Consider the following 23,003-nt stretch of genomic DNA (forward strand, 5'->3'; position numbering starts at 1 on the left):
CACTTTGTCAATTTCTTTTTTATGAACTTATTTGAAAATTATTGTGAATTGATAATTTTGTCAAAAATCTCTTTTAGAAAACATTGACCTTGTATTTAAAAAAATGAGGCCTTCAAAACCAGGCCTCATTGAAATTTTACGCAATTAGCTCTGTACCTCTTCCATTAATAGTATATTGTTTCTTAACAAAGCTTCTAAATCTTCGACTGTGTATACTTTAAGAGGTTCAATTCCATTAAAAGATGTCGCATATTCATTGGTGTAAGCACCAGTATTTATAAAATATACTATATCATTATAATCAATATCGATTGGTAGCTCAATTTCATCGTAGATAGTATCTACACTGTCACAAGTAGGGCCAGCTAAGGTCATAGTTGTTGTCTCGGAATACTCTTTACCTTCCACCAGCACTTCATACCTGAAATTTTCAATGGTTTCCATTAAACCGTGAAAAACCCCAGTATCTAAAAACACCCAGTTTTGTGTACCCTTTCTGCCTCTTAAAAGTACTCTTGATGCAATTATTCCAGCATTCCCAACCATAGACCTTCCGGGTTCAGATAAAACTCTCAATCCATCCACCCAACCAAGATACTCTTTGATCGATTCATTTATTACTTCTCCAATTTCTTCTACTTCCGGAACTGGTTTTGTATGTTTTACTGGAATGCCCCCACCTAGATTCAACATTTTTAAATCAATCTTTTGCTTGTGAAGTTTTTCAAAAACCTCGCTGGCATTCAAAATTGCTTCCTTCCACTTGTATTTGTTATATGATTGTGAACCGACGTGGAAAGATACCCCATACGGAATTAAACCTTTTCTTTTTGCATATTTGAGTATTTCTATTAAATGATCTACGTCCGTACCAAATTTACCTGACAGTGGCCAATCCGAATCATTGGAACTCATTGACAATCTTCCATATACTTTAGCACCTGGAGCGTTTCTTGCAATCTTTTCAACTTCCATCTCTGCATCTACTGCAAAATATTCTACTCCATTATCCCAGGCGAATTTTATGTCTTTTTCTTTCTTTATGGTATTTCCAAAACTCATTTTATCTGTAGAAATTCCCAACCTCATCAATTTTTCTATTTCCCCTCTTGATGCAACATCAAAAGAAGCTCCTAAATCTCTTAATGTTTCAAGTATACTAGGATGAGAATTGGCTTTTACCGCATAAAAAATTTCGACATCGTTGATTGAATTTTTGAGCTTGTAATAATTTTCCTTTACATAATTAGTATCTAGTACTAAAAAAGGTGTTTCAAGATTTTTTGCCGCCTCTCTTATGAGTTGCGTTAATTCCAATTTATCCAACCTCCCTAAGTTTTTTTGGATTTTATATTGCCTTTAGAAACTCTAAAATTATCTTATTCATATTCGTAAACTGCTAAATTTTTGAGAATCCCAATTTCAAAAATCATAAATTTCTAATTCAATATTTAATACACAAAAAGTAACGCACAAACATTTATTTAGTTAATATATAATTATGCTAAGTTACATTATTAAATATCCCGAATGGTATTCACAAAATTCCTTTGTAGTGGTATAATTTAAACGAATATCAGTTAATAAGCCGAGGTGGCGGAATTGGTAGACGCGTAAGATTCAGGATCTTATGGGCTTTTAGTCCGTGCGGGTTCAAGTCCCGCCCTCGGCACCAGTCACCTTTCCTTAAGAGGCGGAAGCCCGTTTCTTCAGAAAAGGTGATTTTTTATTTTATGATTCAATTTTGATATAATTTAAATAATTGTCGGAAAATCAAAAGGAGGTCCATTGTATTAATGAGAAGCGTTTTTAGAGATTTTACTGATTATTTTTTTGAAGTATTGACTTATCCAAAAGAAAAATGGAATTTATTTTGGCAAGACTACAAGAGAACTTTAGATTTTATAAATCTTTATCAAGAAAAAAAAGGTATCAAAGATGATGAAATTGTTGAAAAGTTTAAAAAAATTGGAAGAAGGGAACTTGACAGGGCTTTTTGGTACAAGCAAGAAATCATAAAAGATTTAAAAGCTGATATCATCAAGGACCTGACAAAATCCTCTGAAAAGTTTCAAGTTGACAGGGGAGATTATGCGGTTTATTTAACTGTGTTCACAGGTGATAGCCCTTACGAATTTTTAGAGTCATTCATAGGAACCATAATTGGTATAGATATACTTTATTTTTATTTCAACAGAGATAAGATCGACCCAAAAACCCTAATAGAAGAAGCAATAATGAAATTCATTAATTCTACACCACCCAATAAGAAAAAAGCTGACTTCTGGATTTTATACGATAAAATTAAAACCCTTATCAGTGACAAAAATTATAACGATAAGCAGAGTATTTTAAAATTAATTTCTCAATTGTTAGCTGAAAGGATACCTTATTATAATTGGGTGGGTTTTTACCTAGTCGATGAGACAGAAGATAATTCTCTTGTATTAGGACCTTTTGTTGGAGAGCCAACAGAACATACAAAAATAAAGTTTGGACAAGGTATCTGTGGGCAAGCAGCAAGTACAAAAACGACCTTCGTTGTTGATGATGTTAGCAAAGAGGATAACTATCTTTCATGCAGCCCAAAAACACAGTCAGAAATCGTTGTTCCCATATTTGATAAAAATGGCAATATTGTTGGTGAAATAGATATTGATAGTCATGAAAAAGCCCCTTTTGATCAAGACGATCGATCATTTTTGGAGGCTATTGCCAAATTACTTTCTGAAAGATTTTGGTAAATAACAAATAAGGTGATTCTGTGAATATAGATAAAATTAAACAAATTTTTAAAGATTATTCTCCAAAACCTATAGGAGTAGAAAATTGTTTTTCAGTGTTGATTTCTTTGATACAAAAAGACAACTCTTTACATCTTTTATACGAATTGAGATCAAAGACTTTAGAGAGACAACCTGGTGAAGTTTCTTTTCCAGGAGGAGAAATTGAGGCAAATGAAACACCAAAAAATGCAGCAATTAGAGAAAGTTGTGAAGAATTGAATTTGCAACCGAATAACATAGAAATATTGGGAGCAGCGGATTATCTCCTTACTCCCTTCAATTATTTAATATATTCGTATGTTGGCTTTTTGAATATAAACGTTAACACAATAAAACCTAATGAAGAAGTGGAAGAGGTATTTACGATACCGTTAGACTATTTCTTATCTCATGAACCTTTAGTGCATAACACTTATCTTACAAACGAAATAGATGAAGGATTCCCTTATGATCTTATACCTAACGGAAAAGATTACAACTGGAGAGTTGGCAAATATCCTGTTTATTTCTATGTTTACGAAGATAGAATTATTTGGGGCATCACTGCCAGATTGACCTATGAATTTATTAAAAAATTGAGATGCTGAAGATTCAATCACACAGTATAAAAGTTAAATCATTTACATTTGTACCGGTAGGTCCCGTTATAACTAACCCGCCAATACTTTGGAGAGCATTATATGAGTCGTTGTCAATCAATACCTTTTCAACATCTATTCCTTTTTCTTGTAATCTGTTAACCGTTTCTCCGTCAACTATTCCCCCGGCTGCATCCGTCGGGCCATCTGTTCCATCTGTTCCTACCGAAGCGATCAAAACTTCTTGATATCCTTTAATACCTCGAGCTGCCGATAAAACCAATTCTTGATTCCTTCCTCCTTTCCCCTTTCCCATAACATGAACAACCGTTTCTCCTCCTAAAATTATTGCACAAGGGGTTTTTAAAGGTCTTTCTCTTCCTTTTTCCTCCCTAGCTATGGCAGCTAAAAATGAGCCGGCTTCTTTTGCTTCACAATCAAGGGTAGTTGTTAAAATCATAGTATTATATCCCAAACTTTGAGCAATCTTGGCAGCACTTTCACAAACCTTGGCTACACTACCTATAATCCTTGTTTCAACGTTATTTAGATGCTTTGGAGTTTCATTTTTTAAGGCTCGTAAGATCTTTTCTGAAAGTTGTAAGTCATATTTTTTTATTATTTTTTCATCATCTTCGATGGTGGTAGAATCAGGGTATGCAGGACCAGATGCTATACTATCCAATCTATCTCCTAACACATCAGATAGAACAAGAGAATATATTTTGGCAGGTTCAACTAACTTTGCAAAATTCCCTCCCTTAACTCGAGAGAGATGTTTCCGAATTGTATTTATTTCCACTATATTTGCCCCGGATTTTAACAACATATCTGTTACTTTTTTTAGGTCTTCCAAAGTAACGTCCTCAACAGGAAGCTCAAAAAGGGCTGATCCCCCTCCAGAAACAAGAAATAATACAACATCGCCTTCGCCTAAATTTTGTACTAATTCTATAGCTTTCTTTGTAGATTTGATAGTATTGTCATCTGGAATAGGGTGCCCCGCCTCATATATTTGTAGGCTTTCTATTGTACCTTGAGAATGACCGTATTTTGTTATAACTATTCCATCTTTTACCCTATCTTTTAAGAAATCTTTTGCTGCTTTAGCCATCCTCCAAGCAGCTTTACCTATAGCAACTACGTGAATATTATCTTCTAAACTCATTTTCTCAAGCTCTTGTTGAACAGCTTTTTCTGGTAAAACAAAATCTATTGAATTTTTTATTATCCTAAAGGCATCTTCGCGTAAATTCTTCAAAGGATCAACTCCTCACAAAATTATTAAACTTATAATCCATATAACAATTCCCGCTGTGATTCCTTCTACCAAAGTTCCCAGCGTTTGAAGCTTATAAGCCTGATTGACACTCATTCTCGAAAATTGCGAAACAACCCAGAAATAACTATCATTAGCATGAGATACCACCATAGATCCAGCTCCAATGGCAACAACGGACAACGCTATTGCAGCAGGTGTAGTTAAACCTAGAGAGCTCATCAATGGAGCCATTAACGACGCAGTAGTTATTATAGCAACAGTTGAAGATCCTTGGGCTGATTTAATTACTGCAGCTACGATAAAAGGTAGCCAAATACCCAAATTAGCTGTAGCTAAACCTTCTCCTAATACATTTGCAATTCCTGAATTTTGTAAGACCCTCCCAAATGCGCCACCGGCTCCTGTTATCAAAATAATAGATGCGGCATTCAACAACCCTTCACCTACCCAACCACTTGAAGAAAGCATCTTTTTATCTAATTTTTTGGGTAAAGTAAAAGCTATTAAAACTCCAATCAAAAGAGCGATAACCGGATTACCAACAAAACCAAAAAAGCTTCTAATAGCTCCGTCCCCAAAAGGCGTGGTTGGGAAATCAGAAATTGATTTTAAAAGAATCAAAATTATAGGAACAACTATGGGCATGAAAGAATTAAAAGTTGAAGGGGCTTTCTTGGTTCTTTCCTCTATCTCTGTATCGGTTAATTCTGGTTCTGGTTCAATATATATTCTTTTGCCCATTATATTGGCGTATAGTACACCTATGAGCATAGCGGGAACAGAAACTATCAACCCAATCAATATAACCATCCCCAAATCTGCACCTAAGATACCAGCAGCAGCTATAGGTCCTGGGGTAGGAGGAACCATCGTATGGGTGGCATATAATCCAAGACTCAGGGCAAGACCGGTTGCTGCAAGGGAGAACTTTGCCCTCTTCGTAACAGCCCTGTTCAATGGGGAAAGAATTACAAATCCAGAGTCACAAAAAACAGGGATGGAAACTATATAACCTATTATAGCCATAGCCAACGGAACTCTTTTTTCCCCAGTTAATTTTAAAGTAGCTTCCGCCATCTTAAACGCTCCACCAGACTTTTCAAGGAAAGTACCAATTATCGTACCTGCAGCTATCACTATGCCTATACTTCCAAGCGTTCCTCCAAAACCACCGGTAATTGAATCAACTATTTCCGTCAAACTCATTCCAGAAAAAATACCGAACAAAACAGCAGTGAACAACAAAACTAAGAAAGGGTGCAGCGTTAACCTTGCAGTTGCAAAAATTATAAAAATAACAGATAAAATCAACAAAATGATCAACCATATACCCATTAGTAATACCCCCTTAATATTAATTAATGTATTTCTTTTTCCAAATACATCCTTTTGTCTGCTATTTCAACGGCTTTCTCGATATCAGGAGCTTCTTCAGGAATAAGACAATAACCTATGCTTATAGAAGATATTATCAATGTATCTATAATTGTTATTGGGGTTTCAACAGTTGATTTGATCCTTTGTATTATTTTATCAATATTATTGTTCTCTGTTATTTCATTTATTATTATAACAAATTCGTCTCCACCGAACCTAAAGATTAAATCATCAGATTTAATAGAATTTTGAATTCTCTTTGTAAGAATTTTTAAAGCTTGATCCCCCATGGTGTGTCCAAAATTATCGTTAATCTTTTTAAAATTATCAAAGTCCAGAAAAATAACCGCCTTTTTTGAAGCATCGGATTTATGTTGAGAAATATATCTTTCAAGGGCTGTTCTATTGTATACCTGGGTTAATATGTCTAATTCTGAACTTAGAAACTGTTCGTGCAAAGAAAAAACCGTTTTTAAAATCCTATCTATATCTTCTAAAAAGTAATTTATTAATTCTTTTTCAAATGGCGATACCTTTATTTGCTTAAACCAATCAACATTCAAAACACCTATTATTTCATTCTTAACCGTAATCGGTATGCCCAACCAGGACTTAGACAAGCTATGTTTTTGATTCCAAAGACTATTCTTTTTAGTATCCTTTATAAAAAATATTTTTTTTGTATTAATTACTTTTTTTATATGTTCCCCATTAATTTGTATGTCTGAGGCTACTTCTTCTAAAGGAAGAAAGTCTAAATCCTTTGACCAAAATAAAAATCTCCATTCATCATTAGGGGAAGTCAAGAAAAAACTCCAAGAATCGGCTTTTAAAAAGAGAGGTAACTTTTCTATAATAGATTTAAGTGCATAATCCTTTTCGACCTCATTTTCTAAACAAGTAATAGCCGTTTCAAAAAGAGAACCTTTAAATCTATGTCTTATAACCTTTTTCGGACTGGGAGGAGCGAAAGCAGGTGGTTTATCTTTTTCATTAGCGATTCTTCTAACATAGATTGCAGTTTTTATCCCTATATAAAAAACATAGACCAATATTAACAAAATTACAATAGAAATGATTATATATACCATACTAACTCCTTCAAATATTACAATTATCGTATATTAATCTTTTTTTCCTAAACATTATATCACGATTCTAACCCTTTGGATAGAATTGTGATTTTTTATAACTTTTTATAATCTACTACAGTGAAAGTCCAGAGTTTATAGTTTGAGCTTTTTATCCATTCAGCAGTTATGGGCATAGCAAATTCCGGAGCCAGTCGCCCATTTAATATCCAGTATTTTGACTCTTCGTTGTTATATATACCTGGATTTACCAAAATCTTGAGTTTTAAAGCAGTATCTACTATATCCACAAAATCTATTGTCACTTCATTCTGAAGGAGACTTTTTATCTCTTCTAAAATTTCTTTAGAGGGCAAAGGCTTAACGTTAATCAAAGCTATATTTTTTGAAAGAGGGCCGATGATTTTAACGTTTGCGATCTCTCTTTGAACATTGTAAAAATCAAGTACATCGTGAATCACTTCGTTGGCAATGATATCAGCTCTTGAATGATAATCTCTATTTACAGACATTTTTAATAAATGCTTGTACTTACAACCCTCTCTTATTTTATTCTCACCAATTTTTGGTATCATTATATTATAGTACTCTAAAATCTCTTGTATATCTTCTTTGTTCAAATTTAAAAGCGGAGAATATATCCCGTCAAAAAACTTAATCCCCGTATTACCCCACGAATCAGATAAGTTCGCACCTGAAGCAACTATACCCCTATAAGAAAACTGCTTTACCTTTCCGATTTTTACAATCCTTGTACATTGATTACAATTTGGACCATGGTACATTATCTCCTCTTGTTCTTCTTCTCCACGTGAAAAAAACAATTTTAAACCCAACTGTTTGGATAAGGTTAAAACAGCTTCTAATCCTTTTGAGTAAGAATAACCACCAAAGCAAACGTTCACCAAAGTAATCTTGCTTTTGGGCAAAATATCTTTTGCAAGTAGAGCTACAACAGTACTGTCCATGCCTCCTGAAAAAGCTATATAAAGATGCTTATTACCTATTATTTCTTTCATTTCCTTTTTTATGGAATCTATTTTTTCTTCAATCGTTGTTGTCATTTCTCTCTCCCTTTTATATCCTAATTCTTTCTTTTTTCAAAAAAAGTTTGAACTGATCAAAGGGTAAAGGCTTACTAAAATAATAACCTTGTACCTCGTAGCACCCTTCCTCTTGAAGAAATAATAACTGTTCTTTATTCTCTACACCTTATGCAATAACTTCAAGTCCTAGGCTTTTAGACATTGAAATGATACTTGATACTAATCTTTGAGACGTTTCATCATGTAAAATATTATCGATAAAACTTTTATCTATTTTTATCTTATCTACATCCAATTTATTTAAATAAGAAAGGGAGGAAAATCCTGTTCCAAAATCATCAAGGGCTATCTTTAATCCTATTTCTTTCAAAGCTTCTACTTTTTTCTGAGCTGAATAAAAATCTTCAATGAATAGATCTTCTGTGAGCTCAATTCCTAAGTAAGAAGTATTTAAATTATATTTATGCAACATATTTTCAATGCTATATAAAAAATCCTCTCTTTCAAAAAATGATTTTGAGACATTGAAAAAAATTCTTATGTTTTTATCCAGTGATGCATTTATAACCCGTGCACTCTTTATTGTTTCTTCTAAAACAAATTGATCGATCCTATCCATGAGGGCATTCTTGTTAGCAATACCTAAGAATACGTTAGGAGACAAAACGGAACCATCTGATTGTTTTAACCTAATTAAAGCCTCGGCACCAATTATACTCGTCTCTTTTGTATCTATTTGCGGCTGAAAGTACATCAATAGTCCATTATTATCTAATGCTAAATTTATCTCTTCTTCTACTTTCTTTTCGAATCCAAAAATTTGTGATAATTCTGGTGAATAAAAATTGATAGACTTTTTCATTGAATTTTTTAAAGCCATTTCTGCCTGATTTATTAAATCTTCAGGTTTTGCTGAATCAATTGGATAGCTACTTATACCTATCTTTACTTTCAAAAAAATTCTTTCGCCCAATATTTGATAGGGTGTTGATAACTTATTTAAAAGATTGGTCGCTAGACTTTCTAACTCATCTATGCCTTCAAAACAACCAAACAGAGCGAATTCATCTTTAGAGATTGCTGAGGCAAAGTATTGTTTGCCAACAATTTCTGTAATTTTCTTTGCTACCTCTTTTATAACGCGATTCATCGTTTCCAAACCATAAAGGTCAATTAACTCATGTAATTCATCAATTTTCACTACTAAAATAGCAAATTTCTTTTCTTCTGTATTTTTTTGCAGAACATCTTCAATTCTTTCGGATAAACCTTTTATGTTTGGTAAACCTGTCAAAGAATCATGTTTAATCACTCTCGTTATTTCCTCTTCTTTTTTAACGTTATTAGTTATATCGGTATTTATAGCCATATATCCGATTACTTTGTTGTTGTATCCTTTAATTTCAAAGAAATTTGAATACAAGAAAATCATTTCACCATTCTTTTTTCTGTCTATTATTCTACCGCTCCAAAATCCCTTTGATTTAAGTTCTTGCCACATTTGCTCATAAAAATTTTTATCATGCATATTTGAAGCCCAAAAGTTAGGCCCTTTTCCAATAACCTCGTCAGGAGTATAGCCAGTCATTTCTAAAAAAGCTTTGTTAACCCTCACTACTTTGTTATTTTTATCAGTTATAACTATAGCCTGGGGTGAAGTATCAAACATCTCTTTTGGAAAAAATGTGTCTGGGCTCATCAATCCAAAATTTTGATTAGGATTGCGAACTAAAATGTATAAAACATCTTTTTCATCTCTTCTTTTTTTCTTTCCTGTTAAATCAAACTTATTAAAACCCTCTTTATTACTTTTCGAAGAGATTTTCAACGACCACTCAGCGTCGTATTCAATGTTGTAAAATTTATCGATTAGCTTTTGTGCATCTTCTTCTTTTATCAAAGCTAATAATTCGTCTAGATTATTTGGAAGTTCGTTTTTTCCAAGACCAGTTATTTGTTTTAAATTTTCTGAATAGATGATCTTACCACTTGACAGATCTATTCGCATTATTGCTCCTGTATACATCTCCGAAGCAGATTCATACATATCCAATAGCTCTTCTATTGCCTTTTCGTCATTTTCCACCATAACCTCCCCTATTAAAAAAAATTGCTTTGAATTTTTTTAAATCAAGTTTTATAATTATAGATAATTAAAACTTGTATGATAAAATATACACTGATTATATTATAGTCTTTTTAATTATAAATAAAGATAAAACAAAATTTTCAAAAAGTTTTCCTTTTATTTACAGAAAAATCTTAAAGAGGTGATTAATGTTGATAAAAATCAAAAAAGAAAACTCTATATTTAATTTTTCTAAAACAAATACTCCCATTGCTAATGTTAAACCCAAAGAAAAAATTTGCATAGAGACAAAAGACGCTCTTAGTGATGAAATAAAATCCGAGAACCAGCCTTTCGACTCAATAAATTGGGAAAAAGTTAATCCAGCTACAGGTCCTCTTTTCATTGAAGGAGCAAAAGAGGGAGACATTTTAGAAGTTAATATAGAAAACATAAAAATAACTCGAGAGTACGGTGTAATGTTAACGGGCAAAGATATGGGAGTGTTGGGAGATTCTTTTGAACGAAGTTTTATAAAAATAGTACCAATAAAAGAAAACAAAGCTTTTCTGTACGACTATGAAATCCCTTTAAGCCCTATGATAGGGGTTATTGGTACCGCTCCTAAAGAAGGGAGTATACCTTGTGGTACACCTGGAGAGCATGGTGGAAACATGGACTGTAATATCATAGGAGAAGGAGCTACCGTGTATCTACCTGTGAATGTCGATGGAGCTTTATTTGCTTTAGGCGATCTACACGCAGCTATGGGTGATGGAGAAGTTTGCGTAACAGGCATCGAAATCCCTGCTGAAGTATACATTTCATTCAATATAATAAAAGATAAAAATTGGAAATTACCTATGGTGAAAACTGAAAAACATATTTATACATTAGCTTCAAAACCATCTTTAGATGAAGCTTCAATTACAGCAACAAAAAACATGGTACATTTTTTGAGCCAGGAATATAAGTTGAGTGAAGAAAAAGCTATGTTCTTACTAAGCGCTACTGGAAAACTTCAAATTTGCCAAGTGGTTGATCCTTTAAAAACCGTGAGAATGGAACTACCGTTAGAATACCTAAAATAGACATTTTTAGCAATAAAAGGAGAGTAAGTCATTGACAGCACTTATAAACTTCGTAATAATAGCAACCATAGGAAACTTATCTAAAAGATTTTTACCTAAAAACACAGGTGATATCCTCACAACTTTGATAATAAATTTTACACTTCCCATGACTGTATTTATAGGTATAACTTCATCTCAAATAGATTTATCCAAATTATTTTTTGTTCTGATAGGCTTATTAGGTGGTTTACTGATCTTTTGGGGTGGAAAATTTTTAATAAGAACTTTAAAAATCGAAGATGTTAAAATAAGTACCGTGATACTATTAGCTTTTTGTGGATTGAATATTGGCCTTTTCATGTACCCTTTGGCAGAAATGTTATGGGGCATTGAATCCATAACTTACTTTGCACTTTACGACTTAGGAAACAGTTTTATAGTATTTGGAGTTGGCAAGTCTGTTGCTGAAGGAAAAGGAGGAAAGTTTCATATTGTAGACCTGTTTGAATTTCCTCCTTTTATAGCTTTAATTTTAGCATTTCTCCTAAACGGCGTTAATTTACCTGAATTCATACTTTCCCCAATGATGGTTATAAAAGACGCCAATAATTTCTTGATAATGTTTTTAGTAGGATTTTATTTCAATATAGTATCTCTCAAAGCCCACAGAAGGATCTTAACGATTTCTGTAACCACAAAGTATTTATTAGGGTTGATAGTTTCTCTATCCACTTTACTAATCCCTGTAAGCACAGACTTGCAAAGAATTTCTCTTTTTCTTTCTCCATTGTTGCCAAGTGCAATGATGGCGATCGTCTATTCAGTAAAAAACAACTATGATTCTGAACTCGCCAGCAGTTTCGTGAGTCTAACAACTCTTATCTCCTTCATAATTGTATTTGTTGTAACAGCGATAATGGGGTTTTGATTAAAGTCCCTGGCTTTCCAACCAAAGTGCGATTTGATCGACTACTTTATCTTCAAATTTTAATGTTTGGAAGTTGACAAGCTCGTGAGCCATATTCTCTATGTAAACTATTTCTAAATCATTTTTCTTTTTCAATTCTTTTTCATATTCTTTTAAGAGCTCGTAGGGCGTCTTCAAATCTTGTGTGCCATTGATTATTAATAACGGAACATTCATATTCACAAACTTTTCTACCATACCTCGACTTAGTTCACTCCATCGAATTAAAAATTCTCCACTATAATAATCTAAATATAGCTCGTTTGGGTCTATTTCTTCTTTTTTCATACTTTCATTTACTTTTTTTGCCTCTGTCAAAACGTCTTCCAACATTACTATAACACTATCTAATGAATTGTCAGTATTAAGCTTTTTATAATAATCTATTTGATATTCTACTTGGTAAACTATTTGTTCTGTAATCTCTAGCAAAGCTGGAGAAAGGGCAACAGCAGCAAGTACTTCTTCTCCTTCAATTATATAAGGTAAGAAAGAAGCTCCTTGACTGTGACCAATAACAATTATTTTTTCTTTATTAACTTCTGGTAGGGTTTTTAAGTATCTTATAGCTGCTTGTGCGTCTTTGATAAACACGTCTGGCATAACCTCGGAAAAATTTTGCCCGTTTTTTGCCATGGTGAAATTTCTTTTGTCGTATTTTAGAACAATATATCCTTCTTCAACTAGGCCTTCTGAAAGGTGCAAAAAAGGTGTAAGCGTTCCAATAGTTTCATTTCTGTCAAGTGGACCTGAACCATGTACCAAGACAATACCGATTGCCTTCTTATTTTTATCAACTTCTTTTGGAAGCATCAGAGAACCTTCCAATTTAAAGCCATCGAAGCTGTCAAAAACAATCTCTTTTTCAACGTAATTTTTCGCTTTTGCTTCTTTCTTTTGCATTGTCACTTCAATTGATTGAGAAGGTATCTCAACCTTGGTGATTTTACCGTCTTGAAAGACTACATTCTGTGCTAAACCCGAAGACAAAATTACAAAATTTTGAGGATCTTTATACTCAATTTCCACGTCTAAAATTGCATTGTTCCAAGTTGTCTGGTTTAGAGACAATTGAGGAACAAATGCTGAATATTTACCTTCGGGCAGATTTTTATAATAAAGGGCGAATATATGGTCTAAAATGAAGTTATTATCTAAAATAATTACGTTTTCTACGTTATAATTTTTTAAATTTATACCGTTGAATTGATTTGTGACCTTTTTCCCGTTGTAAGTACTTACCAAAGTTCCTTGCTTTTGATTGTCAACAAAAATATCTAGTGAATATTCTTGAAATGTCCAAGAAACATCATATTTTGTTTCTGAAACAAATTTTAGGGTGTTTTCCCCTATATTTAAAATAGAGGTAGTTTTTCCCAAACAATTGGCTACATCAAACTCCACGATAATATTTCCAATCTCTGCATCGTTTTGATAAATATAATACTGATAACTTTCTGAAAAAGCCAGCATAAAGCTAAACATAACCGGTAAAATTAAAACAAAAAACTTCTTCACATATATCACCTCTTGCAGTTTTTTTAAAAACAATTGCTATTATAATTCTCTACTTAGAAGTTGAACGGTTTTTCTTTTTAAATATCGCCATAGGAAGAAACTAAAAATCAAGAATATTAAGTTTAGAATGATTAAAATAATATACTGATCGAATAATGGAACCAATTTATATATCAAGAACCCCATGATTGCAACAACTCCAAAAACCAACAATACAGCAAGCAAACCATTTATATTTTGTTTCATCGCTTTCTGTGGATTATCCCAGTTTAAGTATGGTTTTGAAGCATCAATAATCATTTGAATTATATTTAGAAACAAATTAAAAATAATCGCTAAGATCATGGCTCCGCAAAATTCATAAAGATTTAGTTTAAAAAGAAATGTACCAATAATTAAACCTGAAATAAGACCTAAAGAGCTTATTTGCATAATATGTTTAATTTTGGCCCTCAAAATTTGATCCACCTTCATAGGGGTTATTTTCAGTTCTTTTATCAAATTTCCTTCCCTTGAAAAACATGAATAAGAAAGGCCGTTTATAGACGAAGCTAAGGTTGCAATAAAACCAACAATGAATAATTTGTACTGTAATATCGTACTGATTATTTCATTACTTAACCCTAATTCTACATTATTGATTATAATACCAAAGACTATCAATATTATTGGAAAAGCTAAAACATTACTAAATCCATTGACTGAAAATGAAGGTGTTTTCAAAAAATACAGCCACTCCCTTTTTAATAAGGCTTTTTCTAAAGTTGATTCTTTGGTGAAGAAATAAGAATTTTCTTGAGTTTTAGATTTTCTTAGTAAAGGTTTTGATTCTATCAGGGAAGAATAATTAGAAAAATATAACTTTTCCCCAATATACAACGTTAAAATTAATAGGGATAAATGAAAGCCCAGGAACAATAAAAGCCACACTAAATTTAAAAAAATGCCACTAGTTAAAGATTTTACGGCTAAAAAAGCCGGGGGATAAAGCCATGCTACTTTAGTAATCGTACTGTCAGGATTGATAGAAATATTGGGTATTTCGTTTTGATTTTCCATATTTATTGAGAAAGTTGACCCTGATAAAAACAAATATAAACCAAAGATAACCATAAGAAAAATTGTTGATAAATACAATAGAAGCTCTAGCCTATTAGATTTTTTTAATAATCTTGAAGTGAACAAAGTATAGAGTAAAACCAAAGTCATTGGAAATACTTGCGAAAAAAGAAAAACAATTATGAATATTAAATAATATAAAAAATTTTGTTTAGTATAAACCCCAAAATAAATCAAAGAAGGCAGCAATAATATCAATGAAATAAACATTTGATCTGATAAAATTACAGATAATTTCCCTAAAATAACTTCATAAGGTTTCAAAGGTAAGGTTAACAAAAGCTTCATATCTTCATTGATAAATAATTCTCCAATCAGCAGAAAAGCACCTAAGAAGAAGCCAAAAAAACCAGCTAAGACAAAAAAATTTGCCAGAAATAATGGCTGAATATTCAAGATTGTATAAGTTTCCAAAGTAGTTTTAAGCATGTTGAGGTAGGGAAATGAATAGGCAACAACCGTTGGTACAAGTGCGCAAAAAATAACTATAAAAGTAATTAAATCACTTTTATTCCTTTTTATAGAGTATTTAGTTTTGGAAATTCCATAGTGTTGATCAAATTTAATCAAGATAAGAGAAATCAATCTTTTCACTTTCACTATTTGTCACCTCTAGGAATATTTGTTCCAAACTTTTATCCCCTTTGAGCTTTCTTAGTTCGTTTATAGAACCATCAAAGATGATTTTCCCTTTATCAATTATTGCTATTTCATCACAAATTTTTTCTGCAATTTCCATAATATGTGTGGAAAAAAATACTATATTTCCTGCTTCCACATGTTTTTTCATAAGATTTTTCAGAATAAAAGCTGACTCAGGATCAAGTCCAACAATCGGCTCGTCGAGAATCCAGAACTTTGGGTTGTGAATCAACGCAGCAATCAGAGTTAATTTTTGTTTCATTCCATGGGAGTAAGTAGAAATAGGATTACTAATAGAGTTTTCGAGCTTAAAGGTTTTTATCAGCCACTCTCCTCTTTTTTTGCGTTCATCAAGCGGAACCTCAAACACATCGCTTATAAAATTTAGATAAGATATTCCTGTTATCTTTTCAAATAGAAATGGTTCATCAGGGACAAAACCTATCAACTTTTTTATCTTTATTGGTTCTTTTTGAAAATCCATACCATCATAAATAATTCTTCCAGAAGTTGGTTTGTACAAACCAGTAATCATGTTTATAGTGGTTGTTTTTCCTGCACCGTTAGGCCCTAAAAACCCGAAAATTTTCCCATCTTCTATTTCCAAGTTTACATGATCCACCGCTACTACGTTTTCAGCAAAACGTTTTGTAAGATTGATCAACTCAATCAATTTGATTACTGCCTCCTTTTTCAGGAACTCGAATTAAATCACCGAGGTCCAAGGAATTATCCCCTCTCAAAATTATCTTTTGATTGGGATTAGCACTATCGATTAAACTACCATCTTCCAGATTTACTATTTGATCTAATAATATTTTGGTATTTTCACCTTTTTTGGTTACAATCTCTAATTCTTCACCCTTTTCTATCTTATTCCTGATATCAACAACATATTGATCTTCAGATATCTTTTCTATAATTTTTCCCACAAATTTGTAATTTCTAACGTAAGAAGAAGTCTTATAATTTTGGGAGTTTTCATCCGGCTTATGAAAATAAAAACCTGATGTGTATTCTCTGTGGCTGACACTTTCAAGTTCCTTTTTTAAGCAATCGATAAGTTCCTTTGTGTATTCTTTGTTGTAATAGCTATCTATTGCTTGCCTGTATACTTTAGTCGTTACTCCTGCATAATAACTACTTTTCATCCTTCCTTCTATCTTTAAACTATCAACTCCGGTTTCGATTATTTTATCAAGAAAATCGATAGTGCAAAGATCTTTAGAATTCATAATGTAAGTTCCTCTTTCATCTTCAAACACAGGAAAATACTCCCCAGGCCTTTTTTCTTCCATTAAATAGTATTTCCATCTACAAGGCTGTGTACATTCCCCTCTGTTGGCGTCTCGCCCCGTCAAGTAATTACTTAATAGACATCTTCCTGAAATAGATACACACATCGCTCCATGTATGAATACTTCAATTTCTATATCTGGGACTTTTTCTCTGATTTCTGATATTTCTTTTAATGAAAGTTCTCTTGCCAATATGACTCGCTTTGCCCCTAGATCTCTCCACATAGAAACACTGGCCCAATTGGTGTTACTTGCTTGAGTGCTTACGATCAAAGGTAAGTTTGATATTCTTTTAACAATATTAAATACACCCAAATCTGAGATTATTACTCCATCCACGCTTAAACTTTCCAAATAATTTACATAATCAGGCAAGACTTCCAATTCAGAATTGTGAGGTATTGCATTGAGAGTTACAAAAAGCTTCTTTTGTAAATCTTTCGCCAATTTTACTGCCTTTTCTAACTCTTCGTCTTCAAAATTTTTGGAAAACGCCCTTAAATTTAAGATTTTTCCACCAATATATGCAGCATCGGCACCATAGTGATACACAGTTTCCAATTTTTCGTAGTTCCCTGCAGGGGATAACAATTCAACTTTTTTCATGGCAATAAAAAGTTCACCTCGAATCCATAAGATATCAAAAATGTCTCAAATTCTTCCCCACCATTCTTCAAAGATTTCCATTTCACCTCAAAATCTCCTAACTTTGTGTCAAACAAGAAACAAAAAATATTGCTGTTGATCATACCTTTTGAGTTTCTTCCATGATCCCAGATATAACTGAAATAACCCTTTTCAAAGGCTAAGGTTAAATCGACACTGTTTATCTGGGAATCTTCCCCATACTTGAAACCAAAAGGATAATCAAAAAAGATTCTAGCATCCGGAGATAAAGCGATAGTTCTGTAGTATAAATTATCGTATGGATACTCACTTGAAAAAAAGTTATCTTGTATTTCATATCTTTCAACACCAATTTTAAATTTGGCACCTTCAAAATCAAAGGTCTTCGAAATGCCTAACCCGTAACCAGTGCTAAGTGTGGCATAATTAAACGCATATTCAGTATCAAGATTTATTCCCCAAAAAGGGATAATCTTAATATATCCTCCATATACACCCACATCTGATTTTATAAACATATTTACAGGATTAGGAAGATCTCCCGCCACCTGATTCAAAGAGCTTATTCCCAAAAAAAGTTTCTCATTTGGATTATAATTCAAACCGTTATAAAAAGCATTTCTAAAGGCGATAAACTCGTCATCCATGGCAGCATACTCCTCTTTTGAAAGCAAAGGCACCATAGATAAAACAGAGAAATCGTAATCTAATTTATCATTAAAAGAATAAGAAATAGCCAACGTATCATAATAAGGAGAGTTATCAGATACGACTAGGTTGTATTTCATAGGACCGTATGAAAGAGGGACTCTTCCCACCAAAAAACTAAGATCTTCTTTATTGTAAGATAAATAAGAATAAGTGGGAAAATCCAAAGAGATATAAACCAAAGATGGAAGATTGAAAAGACTGTAATTTTCGTAAGTAAAATAAGATGTATCAGCTACCCTAAAATCAGCGATGAACTGTGCATAAAAATAATCGCTGTAATAATTTTTGATTCCAAAAGTGAATAAGTCCCCGTTTTCTAAAGCAAAATCTCTGAACAAGACTTCGTTTATCTCTGTGCTTCTATACCAACCTCCGGATAAGTTAAAATCATCCATGATTCTACTTTCGTATTTTAAATCCATTGAAAAGTGTATGTAATTTTCAAAACTTTCTGGATTGCTGTTTAAATCTGCGTAAATAGGGTATTTTAAATAGACTTCCCCTAAATTTTTAAAATGGTATTCCGGATCATTTTTTGTTAGCAGATTGGCTGATGAGAAACTAAATATTGTCAACAAAATGGTTAGTGAAAAAAGATAAATTTTTTTCATTTATCTCACTTGATTTTTATCACAAAATATTCCCAAAAGTTCCTAAGGTAAACAACTATAGGAAGAGCAATAAGAATACCTAAAAAGCTAAATAACTCACCGAATAAAAGTATAGATATTATTATTACGAACCAATGTAAATTAAGAGAATTACTGTGGATTTTTGGCTGTAAGAACCACATTTCCAACTGATTGGTACCAGTTAAAATTGCTATTCCTATTATTATACCTATTAGCCCATTTTCTGTGAAAGCTAGCATCAATAAAGGAACTGCTGATATAACAACTCCTAAATAAGGTATAAAATTGGTGATCCAAGCTAAGATACCTAAAAAAAACGCACTTGGTATTCGAAAGAGAAACGACATTAACCCAATGGTAGCTCCAACTATTATAGCTGACAGAAATTGACCATATACAAATCTTTCAAACTGTGAGTAAGTATCCTTCATAAATTTTAAACCTTTTTCTCTGTCGCTTACAGGGTAAAGTTTCCATAAATTATTCTTCGTGATTGTTTTTAATGAACCGATTGCCGTAGTTGTTACGACTAAAACAATAGCCGAAGTTATCAAATTGGGAATAGATGATAAAAGCTGGTTCATCAAGCCTAAGGCAAAATCAGAAAGATTTTTGTTCAAATCGTTGATAAAAGTAACCAACCATTCAGGTAGTTGAGCCAATGCTTCTTCTTGAGGAATCGTTAAAGAGGAAAGCATAGAAAATAGTTTCCTGCCTTCACTAATAATAAGGGGGAAAAATGTAATGGTTGCATATAAAACTAACCCTAAGACAAGTATATGTGATAAAACGGCAGATATCTTAGAGTTCATAACCTTTGAAAATAACTTTTGTGGTGCTTCTATGAGCATGGACAAAAAAACGCCCAAAATCAACGCTGCGATAATAAAAGGAGAAAAATGAGCCAAAAGCAGAAATACAACTAAATATATTAATGACAACCAGCCACCTTGTGACAACAATATTTTCACCATCCGTTTATAAAAATTAATAAGTACATTATAATATTTAATTTTTCCTTTTCTTCAAATAAATATTTCTGATTGCGTCTAACTCATTTAAATATTCTGGATCTTTGAAATTAGGGTAAGTGTATTTAAGAGGTTCCCATTGTCCGAAATTGTACATTAAGGTAATTTCCGCATATATACCTTTACCAATATAAATCCTGTTTCCCCAGTGTTTTGTGCTCGCTAAAACGAATTGAGTGTGGTGTAGATAGCCAATATCTACATTTACTTTTCTTTTACCATCAACAGAAAAGTTTTTCTCAATTTCATTCGTTATCAATTTCGCATCCGGCAAAAAACCGGGAGAACTTAGATATTTAAAGCTCACCAATCTTGATTCAATTCGGATATTTTTACCCATTTCTTCGTTATAATAATCGGTAAAACGCTGAAAATCCAACATGGGAGAAATATAGTCGATAGGTCCAAAATGTTTTTCGATCAACTCTTTCAAACCCATTTTGTAAAGCCATAAATCAGAATCTCCAGCAGTAAATATATGCGCCAAATAATTTACAAGATCCGGTGCTTTAGTCATTCCCATATGACAAACTCACCTCAAAATTTTCTAGTTTTACAGTGTATTTGACAAGTGGTGTTTCAATAACCGTTTCACCTTGATTACCGTGTATCTCTAAATTTTCTCCAAAACCCAATTGGATTTGAACATCTTGATCTGGTGGAACCACAGTTTCGTTTATATATATCTCAGAAGGTCCTCTATTGATAACATTTAGGGTGTATATATTTCTTCGCAGTATACTGTTGTAAAACCTCAAATCTTGAATTAGAAAATAAAGAAAAATTAAGTTAACGATCAAGAATGCTACCATCAAAAATTGAAATATCTTAAGTTTGTTATACGCCGTATCTTTCCTTTCTAGCTGAACTTCTCCCTTTAACTCTTCATCTTCAAAGACTACATTTATCTCTTCATCTAATATAGTACTCAATCTCTTTGCTACATCTGTCAAAGAGACTTTGGAGAAGTACTCAAAGTCTCCATCCATAAGATTTTCTAGGGTGGATACAGGTATTTTTAAATTATCGGCTATTTGTTTTGGGGTATAATTGGATTTCTCAATTAAAGACCTAAGGTCTTTGTCAAAATGTGCTTTTATCGTTTTTTACCTCCTCAAACTGACTTATTAAATTATAACACAATATTGCCTTCGTTAGTCAGCGAAATTATTTTTTGCAAATAAATATTTGTAAATTTTAAAATAATACGGTAAAATAATAATGACCCAGGGTAATGAAATTTTTTTCATAGTTTTTCTTATTTGTTCTTATGGGCGGGGAGCGGGGCGAAGGGGCGCTGACACAAGATTTAAAGCTTCTAAAGATAATATTTTAAAAAATTTAGTGTGGGAGGAAATTCCTATGTTTGAAAGAGAAAAAATCCATGTAATAGAAAAGTCAAAAAAAGAGTGGGAAGAGAAAAAATTAGAACCTACCTTAAGACGTTTCCCAGAGAGAAAAAAGGAATTTGTTACCTCATATGAAGATGAGATTGAAAGGCTTTATACACCTTTAGATATAGAAAATTTAGATTACCTTAAAGATTTAGGCTTTCCTGGTGAATACCCTTTCACCAGAGGTGTACAACCAACTATGTACCGTGGTAAGTTGTGGACCATGCGTCAATATGCAGGATTCGGATCTGCAGAAGAATCGAACAAAAGATATAAATACTTATTAGAACAAGGCCAAACAGGTTTATCTATAGCCTTTGACCTGCCAACACAAATAGGTTTTGACTCAGACGATCCCATGTCCGAGGGAGAAGTAGGAAAGGTTGGAGTAGCAATAGATTCACTAAAAGATATGGAGATTCTTTTCGATGGCATCCCTCTTGATAAGGTGAGTGTTTCAATGACTATCAACTCAACTGCGATGATTTTATTGGCAATGTTAATGACTATTGCAAAAAAACAAGGTGTTCCTTATGAAAAACTTAGAGGCACTATTCAGAACGATATTTTAAAAGAATACATAGCAAGGGGCACTTATATCTTTCCACCAAAAGAATCTATGAAGTTGATAGTAGATATTTTTGATTATGGAAGCAAAAACCTTCCAAAATTTAACTTAATAAGTATCAGTGGCTATCATATTAGGGAAGCAGGAGCCAATGCGGTTCAAGAAATAGCTTTTACATTAGCAGATGGAATAGCCTATGTCGAGGCAGCAATTAAAGCCGGATTAGATCCAAATGAATTTGGAAGGAACCTCTCATTCTTTTTCAATGCCCATAACAACTTTTTAGAAGAAATAGCAAAATTTAGGGCCGCTAGAAAATTATGGGCAAGGATTATGAAAGAACGCTTCGGTGTGACGGATGAAGACGCAATGAAATTGAAATTTCATACCCAGACTGCCGGTTCCACATTAACCGCACAACAACCTTTGAATAACATAATAAGGGTAACAATTCAAGCTTTGGCTGCGGTTTTAGGTGGTACCCAATCACTTCACACTAACTCTTATGATGAGGCTTTAGGACTGCCTACAGAACAATCCGTCACCGTCGCTTTAAGAACACAACAAATCATAGCCCACGAAATCGGAGTAAGCGAAACCGTAGATCCTCTAGCAGGATCGTTCGCTATAGAAAAATTAACTTTAGACATAGAAAAAGAAGCTCAAAAATATTTAGAAAAAATAGATGAGATAGGCGGAATGGCAAAAGCCATAGAGGACGGATACCCTCAAAAAGAAATATTAAATAGTGCTTATAAAACACAAAAAAGGATAGAAAATAAAGAACAGATCATAGTGGGGGTTAATGAATACAATTCTGACAAGAAAGAAAAGATAGATATCCTAAAAGTTGATGAAGAACAAGAAGAAAAGCAAATAGAAAAGTTAAAGAATTTAAAAAGGCAAAGAGATACCACAAAAGTAGAACAATCTTTGAATAGATTGAAAAAGGCTGCAATAAACGAAGAGAATTTATTCCCTTATGTAATTGAATGTGTAGAAAACTATTCAACAATAGGAGAAATAACAAAAATTTTAAAAGAAGTTTATGGGGAGTATCGTGAAAGCACTACAATCTAATTTCTATTTTTATTTTAACTGAACCTTTGCCATTTTAGAAACTTTATACAATGAGGGTGGGGAGCGGGGCAAAGGGGCGCTGACAGAAATTTTAGAGTTTTTAAAGTCAGCATTT

The 23,003-nt window shown here is 32.8% G+C and carries 19 protein-coding genes and 1 tRNA gene; 6 read left to right on the forward strand and 14 right to left on the reverse strand.

Annotation, left to right across the window (positions count from 1 at the left end; genetic code table 11):
* Positions 1 to 144 precede the first annotated feature (144 nt).
* Positions 145 to 1,317 (reverse strand): type III PLP-dependent enzyme, encoded by a 1,173-nt coding sequence (locus BZ25_RS08080; RefSeq protein WP_012208369.1) that lies wholly within the window; start codon positions 1,315 to 1,317, stop codon positions 145 to 147.
* Positions 1,318 to 1,587: 270 nt separating this feature from the next.
* On the opposite strand from BZ25_RS08080, the gene BZ25_RS08085 reads away from it, so the two are divergent.
* The 3 genes from BZ25_RS08085 to BZ25_RS08095 all read left to right on the forward strand — a co-directional run bounded on the left by BZ25_RS08085 (position 1,588) and on the right by BZ25_RS08095 (position 3,373).
* A tRNA-Leu gene (locus tag BZ25_RS08085) sits at positions 1,588 to 1,675 on the forward strand.
* Between the two features lie 121 nt (positions 1,676 to 1,796).
* Complete coding sequence (locus BZ25_RS10380) at positions 1,797 to 2,744, forward strand: GAF domain-containing protein (protein ID WP_012208370.1); 948 nt, start codon at positions 1,797 to 1,799, stop codon at positions 2,742 to 2,744.
* A gap of 20 nt (positions 2,745 to 2,764) precedes the next feature.
* Positions 2,765 to 3,373 (forward strand): CoA pyrophosphatase, encoded by a 609-nt coding sequence (locus tag BZ25_RS08095; protein WP_012208371.1) that lies wholly within the window; start codon positions 2,765 to 2,767, stop codon positions 3,371 to 3,373.
* 4 nt (positions 3,374 to 3,377) lie between these two features.
* Here the strand turns inward: BZ25_RS08095 and BZ25_RS08100 are convergent, their stop codons facing one another.
* From BZ25_RS08100 to BZ25_RS08125, 5 genes are all read right to left on the reverse strand, one after another.
* Positions 3,378 to 4,625: a glycerate kinase gene (locus BZ25_RS08100; protein WP_121514655.1), complete on the reverse strand. Its 1,248-nt coding sequence runs from the start codon at positions 4,623 to 4,625 to the stop codon at positions 3,378 to 3,380.
* A gap of 12 nt (positions 4,626 to 4,637) precedes the next feature.
* Positions 4,638 to 5,981 carry a GntP family permease gene (locus tag BZ25_RS08105; protein WP_121514656.1) on the reverse strand — a complete coding sequence of 448 codons (1,344 nt, stop codon included), beginning with the start codon at positions 5,979 to 5,981 and terminating at the stop codon, positions 4,638 to 4,640.
* A gap of 23 nt (positions 5,982 to 6,004) precedes the next feature.
* Entirely contained in the window at positions 6,005 to 7,114 is a 1,110-nt protein-coding gene (locus BZ25_RS08110) for a sensor domain-containing diguanylate cyclase (protein ID WP_121514657.1), read from the reverse strand.
* Between the two features lie 95 nt (positions 7,115 to 7,209).
* Positions 7,210 to 8,178 carry an ExsB family protein gene (locus tag BZ25_RS08115; protein WP_121514658.1) on the reverse strand — a complete coding sequence of 323 codons (969 nt, stop codon included), beginning with the start codon at positions 8,176 to 8,178 and terminating at the stop codon, positions 7,210 to 7,212.
* A gap of 148 nt (positions 8,179 to 8,326) precedes the next feature.
* Positions 8,327 to 10,249 carry a GGDEF domain-containing phosphodiesterase gene (locus BZ25_RS08125; protein WP_121514659.1) on the reverse strand — a complete coding sequence of 641 codons (1,923 nt, stop codon included), beginning with the start codon at positions 10,247 to 10,249 and terminating at the stop codon, positions 8,327 to 8,329.
* A 191-nt stretch (positions 10,250 to 10,440) separates the two neighbouring features.
* Here BZ25_RS08125 and BZ25_RS08130 point away from each other — a divergent pair, with 191 nt between their 5' ends.
* Positions 10,441 to 11,319, forward strand: a complete 879-nt coding sequence (locus BZ25_RS08130; RefSeq protein WP_370035042.1) for an acetamidase/formamidase family protein — start codon at positions 10,441 to 10,443, stop codon at positions 11,317 to 11,319.
* A 31-nt stretch (positions 11,320 to 11,350) separates the two neighbouring features.
* Positions 11,351 to 12,229, forward strand: a complete 879-nt coding sequence (locus BZ25_RS08135) for an AEC family transporter (RefSeq protein ID WP_121514660.1) — start codon at positions 11,351 to 11,353, stop codon at positions 12,227 to 12,229.
* On the opposite strand, the gene BZ25_RS08140 is transcribed toward BZ25_RS08135, so the two are convergent.
* From BZ25_RS08140 to BZ25_RS08175, 8 genes are read right to left on the reverse strand one after another with little or no spacing between them, the layout of a single operon-like run.
* Positions 12,230 to 13,786: a S9 family peptidase gene (locus BZ25_RS08140; RefSeq protein WP_121514661.1), complete on the reverse strand. Its 1,557-nt coding sequence runs from the start codon at positions 13,784 to 13,786 to the stop codon at positions 12,230 to 12,232.
* Positions 13,787 to 13,825: 39 nt separating this feature from the next.
* Positions 13,826 to 15,505, reverse strand: coding sequence for a hypothetical protein (locus BZ25_RS08145; RefSeq protein ID WP_158584885.1), 1,680 nt, complete (start codon positions 15,503 to 15,505; stop codon positions 13,826 to 13,828).
* Positions 15,468 to 16,220: an ABC transporter ATP-binding protein gene (locus BZ25_RS08150; protein ID WP_121514663.1), complete on the reverse strand. Its 753-nt coding sequence runs from the start codon at positions 16,218 to 16,220 to the stop codon at positions 15,468 to 15,470. The genes BZ25_RS08145 and BZ25_RS08150 overlap by 38 nt, the downstream gene beginning before the upstream one ends.
* The gene (locus tag BZ25_RS08155; RefSeq protein WP_121514664.1) at positions 16,213 to 17,451 is read right to left on the reverse strand and encodes a U32 family peptidase; all 1,239 of its coding nucleotides are present in this window, start codon (positions 17,449 to 17,451) and stop codon (positions 16,213 to 16,215) included. Before BZ25_RS08155 ends, BZ25_RS08150 begins: the two co-directional genes overlap by 8 nt.
* On the reverse strand, positions 17,448 to 18,794 hold the full coding sequence (locus BZ25_RS08160) for a hypothetical protein (RefSeq protein ID WP_121514665.1): 1,347 nt from the start codon (positions 18,792 to 18,794) through the stop codon (positions 17,448 to 17,450). Before BZ25_RS08160 ends, BZ25_RS08155 begins: the two co-directional genes overlap by 4 nt.
* Before the next feature lie 5 nt (positions 18,795 to 18,799).
* Positions 18,800 to 19,789: an AI-2E family transporter gene (locus BZ25_RS08165; RefSeq protein WP_233546316.1), complete on the reverse strand. Its 990-nt coding sequence runs from the start codon at positions 19,787 to 19,789 to the stop codon at positions 18,800 to 18,802.
* A gap of 34 nt (positions 19,790 to 19,823) precedes the next feature.
* The gene (locus BZ25_RS08170; protein WP_121514667.1) at positions 19,824 to 20,369 is read right to left on the reverse strand and encodes a DUF4416 family protein; all 546 of its coding nucleotides are present in this window, start codon (positions 20,367 to 20,369) and stop codon (positions 19,824 to 19,826) included.
* Complete coding sequence (locus tag BZ25_RS08175) at positions 20,356 to 20,835, reverse strand: hypothetical protein (protein WP_147429943.1); 480 nt, start codon at positions 20,833 to 20,835, stop codon at positions 20,356 to 20,358. Before BZ25_RS08175 ends, BZ25_RS08170 begins: the two co-directional genes overlap by 14 nt.
* Before the next feature lie 373 nt (positions 20,836 to 21,208).
* On the opposite strand from BZ25_RS08175, the gene BZ25_RS08180 reads away from it, so the two are divergent.
* Positions 21,209 to 22,888: a methylmalonyl-CoA mutase gene (locus BZ25_RS08180; protein ID WP_121514669.1), complete on the forward strand. Its 1,680-nt coding sequence runs from the start codon at positions 21,209 to 21,211 to the stop codon at positions 22,886 to 22,888.
* The last annotated feature ends 115 nt before the right edge of the window (positions 22,889 to 23,003 follow it).

The sequence above is a fragment of the Petrotoga sp. Shatin.DS.tank11.9.2.9.3 genome, assembly GCF_003665005.1.
Lineage (GTDB): Bacteria > Thermotogota > Thermotogae > Petrotogales > Petrotogaceae > Petrotoga > Petrotoga mobilis.

Excerpts from the sequence above, each read along its gene's own strand:
- BZ25_RS10380 (WP_012208370.1), top strand. The coding sequence starts at position 1,797 with ATGAGAAGCGTTTTTAGAGATTTTACTGATTATTTTTTTGAAGTATTG.
- BZ25_RS08105 (WP_121514656.1), bottom strand. The coding sequence starts at position 5,981 with ATGGGTATATGGTTGATCATTTTGTTGATTTTATCTGTTATTTTTATA.
- BZ25_RS08110 (WP_121514657.1), bottom strand. The coding sequence starts at position 7,114 with ATGGTATATATAATCATTTCTATTGTAATTTTGTTAATATTGGTCTAT.
- BZ25_RS08115 (WP_121514658.1), bottom strand. The coding sequence starts at position 8,178 with ATGACAACAACGATTGAAGAAAAAATAGATTCCATAAAAAAGGAAATG.
- BZ25_RS08125 (WP_121514659.1), bottom strand. The coding sequence starts at position 10,249 with ATGGTGGAAAATGACGAAAAGGCAATAGAAGAGCTATTGGATATGTAT.
- BZ25_RS08155 (WP_121514664.1), bottom strand. The coding sequence starts at position 17,451 with ATGAAAAAAGTTGAATTGTTATCCCCTGCAGGGAACTACGAAAAATTG.
- BZ25_RS08160 (WP_121514665.1), bottom strand. The coding sequence starts at position 18,794 with ATGAAAAAAATTTATCTTTTTTCACTAACCATTTTGTTGACAATATTT.
- BZ25_RS08165 (WP_233546316.1), bottom strand. The coding sequence starts at position 19,789 with ATGGTGAAAATATTGTTGTCACAAGGTGGCTGGTTGTCATTAATATAT.
- BZ25_RS08170 (WP_121514667.1), bottom strand. The coding sequence starts at position 20,369 with ATGGGAATGACTAAAGCACCGGATCTTGTAAATTATTTGGCGCATATA.
- BZ25_RS08175 (WP_147429943.1), bottom strand. The coding sequence starts at position 20,835 with ATGGATGGAGACTTTGAGTACTTCTCCAAAGTCTCTTTGACAGATGTA.
- BZ25_RS08180 (WP_121514669.1), top strand. The coding sequence starts at position 21,209 with ATGTTTGAAAGAGAAAAAATCCATGTAATAGAAAAGTCAAAAAAAGAG.